The organism is Paraburkholderia steynii (assembly GCF_900100565.1).
Lineage (GTDB): Bacteria > Pseudomonadota > Gammaproteobacteria > Burkholderiales > Burkholderiaceae > Paraburkholderia > Paraburkholderia terrae.
Genome location: NZ_FNDI01000002.1, coordinates 308845 through 318665, shown reverse-complemented (window position 1 = coordinate 318665; position 9821 = coordinate 308845). Strand labels below are relative to the sequence as shown.

Below are 9821 nucleotides of genomic sequence, written 5' to 3'. Positions count from 1 at the left end.
GCGTGCTGCTTTTTATTTCTGTATTGGGTGCTTCTGATACTTCTGATGCTTCGCCCTCAGCTTTTCGCTGCGGGAATGTCACGCATCGAGTTGACGAAATTCAGGCAGCTGCCACTGCCTGTGCGTTGAACGCCGGAATCCGGCTGATCGTGTTCTTGACCTGTTCGGCCGTAATGAGCCGCGTGCATTCGAATTGCCGCGATGTGCCCGCATGACGCGGACACCACATGAAATCCTGATGATCGAACTGCACGCGCACATCGTTCCAGCAGCTGTTGCACGTGTGATAGTTGATGACGCGGTACGGCGTGTCGAATTCGTTGGTGGGATGCGTGAAGCCGCTGATCATCACGACAGGCGTGTTCATCGTCCATGCAAGCCATGACAGGCCGCTGCTCAAGCCCACGAAGAACTCCGCATGCCTGAGCCAGCGCGCGCGTTCGGCAAGCGGTTGCTCGCCGGTGAAATCTTCGCAGCCGTGGGGCAGGTGATTCCATACGACGCCGTTACCGTGCGTCGCTTTTTGATCGATGCAGATCACGCGGTAGCCACGCTGCTTGAGAAATTGCACGATCTCGCGCCAGCCGGTGGGGTTGTTCCAGTACTTGCACTGCGTGGTGCTTTGGGTCGCGATGCAGACGTACTTCTCGGGAATCGGGCGGCTCTCGTCGGGCAACGTGATGCTCGGGCGCTCCTCTTGTGGATCGACGCCGAGAATATAAGCGGCCGTACGATGCAGGCCAACCAGCCTGAAATCGCAGGGTTGATGCACATTCGCTTCGTCGGTGAAGAAGAGGCCGATGTTGTAGGTCGCGTAGTAGTCGTCGGGATTGACGGCGTCGGGCGTGACGAAGGTGATCGACGGATACGCGTCCTTGAACAGCGCGATCAGCGCTTCGCCCATCACGCACGTCAACCGGCAGCGATGCTGCCGCTCGAACTTCGCGACATACGGAAACCAGCCCAGCGTGTCGCCAAGCGTACCGACGGGGAGATGCACGAGCACGTTGCGATCGGTCAAGTCGAGTCGATGCCGGAACACTTCCTTGCCTTGCGACCAGACTTCGATTTCGAACGGCACGTAGTACTTCTTGCTGCTGGCGACCGCGCCTGCCGCGAGTTGCGTTTCGAACAGGGGATTCGCGGTTGCGGTGTCGCGCAGCAGCACGCGCCATTCGCCGTTGCCTGCCGGGAGCGTGACGCGGCAGCCATCGTTGAAATCGAAGCGGATGCCGCCGGGCCCTTGCTGGGTCGGCACGGCCGTTGGTCTTTGAACGGGTTGGCCGCTCGAAGGCGTTGCTTGAGGGGCGGCCGTGTCGTTGTTCTTCGAGTTGCTTGGCGCGCTATCGGCGCTCTCTGTCACCGTGCATGACTGCGTCACTGCTGTCGACATATTCGAAATGAAAGTTAAACAACACGGGAACCCAGCTATCCGGTCGACTGCGCGCTTGCGCTTTTATCCAAATGTCGTGAAGCGAAAAAGGCGAGTCGCACACGATTGCCCAAATAATGGAAAAGACCTTTGCGGCCGCCGCTGCTGGTCGTGAAGCGTTCTGGCTTCACGATCTTTTTATTGATCGCGGTGATATCGGCAGGTGCGTTCGAAAACTTTAATTGCGCTATGTCATTGTGCAATCGGTGCAATGAGCGCTTATGAATTCTCTTTTCGTGCAATCTGGAAGCCGAGGCGTGTTTTGAGGAATCTGCGCAAGGGCTTCCCTCTTAAGCTCGGCGATTCCCGTTCGTGCAGATTCGTTGCGGCCTCGAACAAGGTGATGAACCTGGACCGCTTCGATATCGCGTGATGCTTCCGGGCAAGTGGTGATCTTGCCTGAGACGAAGGCATCGAAGGCGGCCGGTCGAAAGAGACCGGCCGCTTTTCATTGTCAGTCATGTACTGCGACGATGGCTTCGATTTCGACCGTGATGTTGTTCGGCAGCGAGCCCACGCCGACAGCCGAGCGCGAATGACGGCCGGCGTCGCCGAATACCTCGACGAACAGGTCCGAGCAACCGTTTATCACGCGTGGATGCTCGGCAAATTCAGACGTTGCGTTGACCATGCCCAGCAGCTTGATCACACGCCGCACGCGCTGCAGATCGCCCAGTTCCGCATGCAACACGGCGAGCAGGTTCAGGCCGACGAGCTGCGCGTGCCGATAGGCTTCATCGGCCGTGACCGTTGCACCGACTTTACCGGTCATCAGCTTGCCGGTTTCATCGAGCGGTCCCTGGCCGGACAGGAAAAGCAGGCCGCCCTCGCGCGTGCAGTGCATGAAGTTGCCGATGGGCGTCGGCACAGTGGGAAGCGTCAGGCCGCGCGCGCGCAGCCGCTCATAACAGTTCATCGGCAATTCGAAAAGCGAAAGGGTTCTTGAGGGAAGTTCAATGCGTCGCGCGGCGCTCTGCTGTCGGCAACAGCGTCGAGGTCAGCGCCAGCCAAGGCGGGTTTCGATGCGAGCCGCGACGCTCTGCACGGCCTGCGCGTAACGTTCGGTGCCTTGCTCCGCTTTCGCCTCGGGCATCACGATCGAAATGGTGAAGACACATGCGCCCGAACGGTTCATCACGGGCGCCGCGAGACAGGCCACGGAGGCATCCGATTCGCCGATCTGGATCGACAGCCTCTCGTCGAGCGCTTGCCGTGCGTTGCGCGCGAGCACATCGGGGCGCGTTTCGGCGCGGCCGGTGGGCGAGGGCTGCGCATACTGCGTGAAGAACGCGGTGCATTCGGCGGCAGCCAAATGTCCAGCGAGCAGTCGCCCGGACGCCGTCCAGTTCACCGGCACGCGGCTGCCGACGCGCGAGGTCACGCGGAAATGGCCTGGACCCTCGGCCATCTGCAGCACGACCATCATGCCTTCTTCCAGACCGCAAACCTGCACCGTCTCCTCGACTTCCGCCGACAGTCGCTGCATTTCCTCATTGGCCACCGCGAGGTAGTCAAGTGAGCTCGCATAGGCGAGTCCGTAACCATAGAGCCGCGAACCGAGCCAGATCCCGCCGTCGGCCGAGCGCGACAACAGGTTCTTCTCGACCATGTCGTTGATGATCGAGTAGACCGTCGACAGCGGCGCGTTCACGCGATGCGCGATTTCATATGCGGTGGCCGGTTTGCCGGCGTCCTGCAGCGCGTCGAGAATCTGCACCGCGCGATCAAGCGCGCTGGTGCGCGTGCGAGGCGCGGCAGCTTCGGCAGCGGGGCTCGCGTCGACGCGGGCCGGCGTCTGAGCAGCCGCGGTGGAGCGGGGCGGTCGTGCCATGTAGTCCTCGGATAGGGGATGTTTTTGTCCAGTTGACGCCAGGACATTGTATGTTAGACTCGTCCACAATTACAACATATATTCCTTAATTAAGGAATGATGCTTTCGGAGGCGCTGGAATGGACATCCGCTCTCGATTAGGCTTACGCCCCGTCATCAACGTATCGGGCACGATGACGGGCCTGGGCGCGTCCAGCGTCGGCGCAGCCGTGATCGACAGCGTCGCGGAGATCCTGCCGCAGTTCGTCGAGATCGACGATCTGCAGCGCAAGGCCTCGGCCGCGATCGCGCAGGCGTGCGGCAGCGAAAGCGGCTACGTGACGGCGTCGTGCTCGGCGGCCATCACGTTGAGCATCGCCGCCGCCATGACGGGCGACGACCTCGGCCTGATCGAACGTTTGCCGGACACGACTGGACTGCGCAACGAAGTCGTCGTGCAGACAGGCCACCTCGTCAATTATGGCGCACCCGTCGACCAGGCTATCCGGCTAGCGGGCGCGCGCGTCGTGCCCGTCGGCGCGGCGACGGAAGCGCATGACTATCAACTGGCATCGGCAATCGGCGAACGTACTGCGGCCGCATTGTATGTCGTCTCGCATCACACCGTGCAATACGGCATGATCCCACTCGAAGCATTCATCGAAGTCGCGCATGCGAAGGGCGTGCCCGTGATCGTCGATGCCGCGTCCGAGTATGACCTCACGCGCTTCATCGCAGCAGGTGCCGACCTCGCGCTGTATTCAGCGCACAAGTTTCTGGGCGGCTTGACGGCGGGCATCGTCGCGGGGACGAAGGCGCTGGTGCGGGCCGCGTATTTCCAGAACGGCGGCATTGGGCGCGGGATGAAGGTCGGCAAGGAAGGCATTGTCGGCGCCATCGCGGCGCTTGAGCAATGGCGCACCCGCGATCACGCTGCCGTGCGCGCAACGGAGCGCAGCTATCTGACGCTGTGGCGCGAAACGTTGAACCGTCAGACGGGCGTATGGGCGGCAATCGAGGCCGATCCAACTGGCAATCCGCTCGACCGCCTGAAGCTTCATATCGAGCCGAATCAGGCGCGTATCACCGCATGGGATCTCGCCGATGCGCTGGCGCGTCCGCAAGGCGACGACGCGCCCGTGATCGTGCGCGACCACGAAGCCGAACTGCATTTCTTTTACCTCGATCCATGCAACCTGCACGCGGGCGAAGAGCAGGTCGTGCTCGCGCGGATCGTGGCCGAGCTTGAACGGGCGCTGGCGTCGCCCGAACCGCTTATTACGCCGTTTCACAAGCGTGACGCGCGCCGGGTTGCGGCGCGTCGCGCATGGCCGGATTGAACGAGACAAATAAACCGGCCGCACTGAACTGATTCGCCGCCAGTTTCAACGGTCATATTGGCCGATGCACCTTCTTCAAGGTGCTGCTTCGTCACGTCTGTTTAGGATACCTGAAGTCATTGGAGCAGCCATCAATCCAGTGACTTTTACTTCAACCAGAGGAAACCACGATGTATAAGAAGATTGCCCGCTCAGCCATTGCTGTCGCTGTTGCCGGACTCGGCATGCAAGCCGCCCACGCGCAAAGCAGCGTCACGTTGTATGGCATCGTCGATGCGGGCTTTACGTACACGAACAACCAGAAGGGCGAGCACAACATCCAGGCGACGCAGGGCAACGTGCAGGGCTCGCGCTGGGGTCTGCTCGGCAGCGAAGATCTGGGCGGCGGCAACAAGGTGCTGTTCCGCCTTGAAAACGGCTTCAGCCTGGAGACGGGCGCGTTGGGCCAGGGCGGCCGTCTGTTCGGCCGCAGCGCATGGGTTGCGCTGCAAAACAGCAAGGCGGGCACGATTACGCTCGGCCGCCAGTACAACAGCGTGCAGGACTATCTGTCGAACCTGCAGGCCAACGGTGTCGGTGCGTTGAGCCAGTATGGCAACGCGATCTATGACAACGACGACCTGAACAACACGTACCGCACGAGCAACGCCGTGAAGTACACGACGCCGACCATCGCCGGCTTCACCGCGAATGCCATGTACGCGTTCTCGAACACGGCGGGCGACTTCGCGAACAACCGCGCATGGAGCGTCGGTGCCGACTATGTGAACGGCCCGCTGCGCCTCGACGCCGCGTACTCGCTCGCCAACATGCCGGCGACGAACACGACAGGGGCGGTGCCCTCGGACAACTACTACAGCACGAGCACGTCGATCATCAGCAACGTGAAGCGCAACCAGGTGTGGGGCGCGGGCGGTGCGTACACGATCGGGCCGGCCACGCTCGCGCTGCTGTACACGAACTCGCACTTCGACATCATCGCAGGCGGCAGCCTGCACTTCCAGAACTACGAAGCGATGCTGAAGTACCAGGCGACGCCTGCAACGCTCGTCACGCTCGGCTACATCTACACGCTGCAGAACAGCACGGCGGCGTCGGCGAAAAACGCGCACTACAACCAGGTCGCACTGGGCGGCGAGTACTTCCTGTCGAAGACGACCGACCTGTACCTGAACGGCATCTATCAGCGCGCGTCGGGCGCGAATGCGTGGGTTGAAGGCATTTCGAATCCGTCGAGCAATCAAGGCCAGTTCGTGACCGTGGCAGGCATCCGCCACAAGTTCTAAGGCCCGGCATGGCAACAGGCACGAAAGCGCGCCATCGCAGCGCGCCGTGTCCTGTTGCCGATCACCTATATCAGGAGCAAATATGGCGACCGTCACCGGCAGTCTGCTACTTGTCTACGCATTGATCGCGATCGTCGCACTCGTCGTGCTGATCGCGCGCTTCAAACTGAATCCGTTCATCACGCTGATGGTGGTGTCGGTCGCGCTCGCGCTGGCCGTCGGCATGCCGATGACGTCGATTCTCAAGTCGTTCGAAACGGGCGTCGGCGGCACGCTTGGCCACATCGCGATCGTCGTCGGCCTCGGCACGATGCTCGGCAAGATGATGGCCGAGTCGGGCGGCGCCGAGCGCATCGCCCGCACGCTGATCGATCTGTTCGGACCGAAGAACGTGCATTGGGCGATGATGTGCATCGCGTTCCTGGTCGGCCTGCCCGTGTTCTTCGAAGTGGGCTTTGTGCTGCTGATCCCGATTGCGTTCAACGTCGCGCAGCGCACGGGCACGTCGATGATTCGCGTCGGCATTCCGATGGTCGCGGGTCTGTCCGTCGTACACGGCCTGATTCCGCCGCACCCGGCCGCGCTGCTGGCCGTCACCGCGTATGGCGCGGATATCGGCCACACGATTTTCTACGCGCTGATCGTCGGCATCCCGACGGCGGCCCTTGCTGGTCCGCTGTTTTCGAAGCTGATTGCGCGCTTCGTCGTGCTGGAAGGCGTGAATCCGATGGCGCAGCAGTTCATCGAGCAGGATGCGAAGCGCGCCGATCAGGCGTTGCCGGGCTTCGGCATCACGCTGTTGACGGTGCTGTTGCCGGTGTTGCTGATGCTGGTCGGCAGCTGGGCCGATCTGATCGTGCCCGCGAAGACCACGGTCAACGCCGTGCTGCATCTGATCGGCCATCCCGACATGGCACTGCTGCTTGCCGTGCTGCTGAGCTTCTATACGTTCGGCACGACGCGTGGCTTCGGGCGCGAGCAGATCCTGAAGTTCACCAACGAGTGTCTTGCGCCGACCGCGAGCATCACGCTGGTAGTGGGCGCGGGTGCGGGCTTCGGGCGCATCCTGATCGACAGCGGCGCGTCGAAGGCGATCGTCGATGTCGCGACGGGCGCGCATGTGCCGCTGTTGATCCTTGCGTGGCTGGTGGCAGCGCTGATTCGCGTCGCAACGGGTTCGGCGACGGTCGCAATGGCGACGGCAGCGGGCATCATCGCGCCGATCGCGGCAGCGGCTGCATCGACGGCGACGGGCGTGCGCCCCGAGTTGCTGGTGCTGGCAACGGGCGCGGGCTCGCTGATCCTGTCGCACGTCAACGACGGCGGTTTCTGGCTCGTGAAGGAGTACTTCGGCATGAGCGTGCCGCAGACCTTCAAGACGTGGACGGTTTGCGAAACGATCATCTCCGTCACGGCGTTGCTATTGACGTTGGGCGTCGCGGCTGTGGTGTGAGTTTCGCCGGGTGACAAATAAGCCCCCAAGGGCTGGCGAGCGCCTGCTTGTCAGCCTCAGATCGACGTTCAACGTATCGAACGTTGATCTCATCAATCTGCTTCGCGCTTTCTCTTCCGTTTGGCTGACCTTTGCGCTGTCGCGCACGCCCAAGCGGCCCAGCGCGCTATGCCAGGATAGGAAGGCTTGCAAATAGGTTTCCGCGCCTCTTCAAGCAGCAGGCCGCGCGCCCGTCACGAAGTACGCGTGAATCCCATGCGCGAAGCGGTTGAGCTGGGTGGCAAGCCCATGGTTGGCACGCGTCAGCGCGTTGTAGCCGAGCACGGCGGGAATCGCGACGAACAGCCCGAACGCCGTCATGATCAGCGACTCGCCCACGGGGCCCGCGACGTGATCGATACTCGCCTGTCCCGTATGTCCAATGACGATCAGCGCGTGGTAGATGCCCCAGACCGTGCCGAACAGCCCGACGAAGGGCGCCGTGCTGCCGATCGACGCGAGTATCGTCAGACCCGCCTGCAGATGCGTGATGATGTCGTCCATCGTGTCTTTCAGGCAGCGCGTGACCCAGTCGGAGATGTCCATCGAATGTTGCAGGTTCGACTGTGTGACCTGGTGATGCTCGACGGCTTCCTTGCCCGACAGTGCCAGCGCGAGCAGCACATTGCCTGAGTACGGCGAACCGTCGTTGCCAAGCTGGTGCAAGCCCGCTTCCAGGTTGCCCGCGTGCCAGAACGCGCGCTCCGTCGCGCGTGCGATGCGTCTGAGCCGCATCACGTTCCAGAGCTTGATCACGATAACGGCCCACGAGAGCAACGACATCAGCAACAACGCGATGAGAATGGCGCGGGTCACGAAATCGCCTTGCTGCCAGACGTTTTCCAAGCCGTAGTGCTGCATGCCTGTTCTCCGTGATTGCGCTGTTGCGGGCTACATCGTAGCGCGAAAGACGCGAGTATTCAGCGCAGGCGCTGTGAGGTTCGATGGCTGCGGTCGTCGATAGGCAGGGGGAGGCGCAATGAAGGAAAGGCCAGCGTTATTCAGCCAGCCTGCAGGGAAAGACGCGCTGCGCGCATCAATGCATATAAGCGACGCGCCTCGCTCGCGAGCGGACCACGATGCCCGCATTCAACAGATTTAGCGCGAACCAGCGCATGACTTTGAGCGTGTGTCCGACGGACGCGGACGGAAGCCATTGATTCAATAGATCGGTCGCAGCGGACGAATCCGTTGATTGCAGATAAGCCAGCGTCTGCAGCAGCGACGCCTCGTCGCTGGCGATGTCCGATGCGCAGCGGCAACGCGTGTCCAGCGGCCGATGAGAAGCGTGCAGCAGCGCGTGCATCATCATGTCGAAGCAGTCGATGCCCGCGAGCGCCAGCCCCGCGTCGCCGAGCACGTCGCGCCAGTGCTGCCCCTGGCGCACGGCGTCGCAGAGCGGCCGGAACCACGTGCGAACGGCGTTCAATACCAGTTGCTCGCTCGCATCGGGATAGTGCGAGAGGGCGTCTTCGCTGAGCGAAGCTTCACGCAAGGCAAAGGCCGGATAGTTCATCGTATCCTCGACAGAATCATGGCTGCGCGGATCAGGCGCGGGCAGCGTCACACTGAATGGGTTGCCATTCGCGGACATAGGCATCGCTGGAAGGCCGGCGCGTCAGTTGTCCTTCCTTCTCCTTCTGCGGCGTCCCGACGAACAGAAAGCCAAGCAGACGTTCGGACGCGTCGAGTCCCAGCGCGCGATGCATGGCCGGCTCATAGGTATCGATTCCCGTCGCCCAGAAGCCGCCGTAGCCGTACAGATGAATGGCATTGAGCATGTTCATCGCGGCGGCTCCGACGCACAGCAGTTGCTCCAGTTCCGGCACCGACGAAGACCGGTCGACGGCAGCGACTAGCGCGATGATCAGCGGCGCCGCCATCGCGCGCTGCCGACGATGCTCATGAGCGTCTCGAGGCTCGTCCGGTGCGCGTGCGGCGGCGAGATCGACCAGGACGTTGCCGAATGCGTGGCGCGCTTCATCTCGAATGGTGATGAAGCGCCACGGACGCAGACGGCCATGATCCGGCGCGCGCATCGCGGCATCGAAGATGTGTTGCAGTTGCTGTTGGGTGGGCGCGGGTGCCGATAGCGGCCAGTGCGACCGGCGCGACAGCAGCAGGTCGATCGCGGTTTGCGCAGAGTGATCGGTGCGGTCTGCTATCAGCGTTGAAGTCATGTGGCGGGCTCGTTGGTGCAGTGTCTTCGATAGACACCATGATGCTACGGTTTCGTTCTAAATGCAAACGATTCGCATTTAGAAAATGTGTTGGGGCGAGAAAGCGCAGATACATTTCGACACCTCGACGAAATATGGAAGACAAGTTCGGCCCTTCTAATGGCATTGAGCGTCGGGACATCCGCTGCTACGTCGAAGCCACCGATGCACGTCGGCGCAGGGAATAGCCGACGCGGCAAGGTGTTATCGACAGATAGCGTCCTTTGATGGTTCTGCACATC

9 protein-coding genes are annotated in these 9821 nt (G+C 61.9%); 3 read left to right on the top strand and 6 right to left on the bottom strand.

From position 1 onward, the window contains the following. Window positions 1–100 precede the first annotated feature (100 nt). The 3 genes from BLT65_RS05340 to BLT65_RS05325 all read right to left on the bottom strand — a co-directional run bounded on the left by BLT65_RS05340 (window position 101) and on the right by BLT65_RS05325 (window position 3263). Complete coding sequence (locus tag BLT65_RS05340) at window positions 101–1393, bottom strand: autotransporter strand-loop-strand O-heptosyltransferase (protein ID WP_091775616.1); 1293 nt, start codon at window positions 1391–1393, stop codon at window positions 101–103. A 493-nt stretch (window positions 1394–1886) separates the two neighbouring features. After that, complete coding sequence (locus tag BLT65_RS05330) at window positions 1887–2348, bottom strand: RidA family protein (protein WP_042306175.1); 462 nt, start codon at window positions 2346–2348, stop codon at window positions 1887–1889. A gap of 81 nt (window positions 2349–2429) precedes the next feature. Next, window positions 2430–3263, bottom strand: coding sequence for an IclR family transcriptional regulator (locus BLT65_RS05325; protein ID WP_042306174.1), 834 nt, complete (start codon window positions 3261–3263; stop codon window positions 2430–2432). Between the two features lie 119 nt (window positions 3264–3382). Here BLT65_RS05325 and BLT65_RS05320 point away from each other — a divergent pair, with 119 nt between their 5' ends. From BLT65_RS05320 to BLT65_RS05310, 3 genes are all read left to right on the top strand, one after another. Continuing rightward, window positions 3383–4582: an aminotransferase class V-fold PLP-dependent enzyme gene (locus BLT65_RS05320; protein WP_091775610.1), complete on the top strand. Its 1200-nt coding sequence runs from the start codon at window positions 3383–3385 to the stop codon at window positions 4580–4582. 170 nt (window positions 4583–4752) lie between these two features. Then, the gene (locus BLT65_RS05315) at window positions 4753–5868 is read left to right on the top strand and encodes a porin (protein ID WP_091775603.1); all 1116 of its coding nucleotides are present in this window, start codon (window positions 4753–4755) and stop codon (window positions 5866–5868) included. An 82-nt stretch (window positions 5869–5950) separates the two neighbouring features. After that, entirely contained in the window at window positions 5951–7321 is a 1371-nt protein-coding gene (locus BLT65_RS05310) for a GntT/GntP/DsdX family permease (protein ID WP_091775599.1), read from the top strand. A gap of 210 nt (window positions 7322–7531) precedes the next feature. Here the strand turns inward: BLT65_RS05310 and BLT65_RS05305 are convergent, their stop codons facing one another. The 3 genes from BLT65_RS05305 to BLT65_RS05295 all read right to left on the bottom strand — a co-directional run bounded on the left by BLT65_RS05305 (window position 7532) and on the right by BLT65_RS05295 (window position 9540). Continuing rightward, window positions 7532–8221, bottom strand: a complete 690-nt coding sequence (locus BLT65_RS05305; RefSeq protein WP_091775596.1) for a MotA/TolQ/ExbB proton channel family protein — start codon at window positions 8219–8221, stop codon at window positions 7532–7534. A 175-nt stretch (window positions 8222–8396) separates the two neighbouring features. Next, on the bottom strand, window positions 8397–8876 hold the full coding sequence (locus BLT65_RS05300; protein WP_091776127.1) for a hypothetical protein: 480 nt from the start codon (window positions 8874–8876) through the stop codon (window positions 8397–8399). Window positions 8877–8907: 31 nt separating this feature from the next. Then, the gene (locus tag BLT65_RS05295; protein WP_091775593.1) at window positions 8908–9540 is read right to left on the bottom strand and encodes a nitroreductase family protein; all 633 of its coding nucleotides are present in this window, start codon (window positions 9538–9540) and stop codon (window positions 8908–8910) included. Window positions 9541–9821 lie beyond the last annotated feature (281 nt).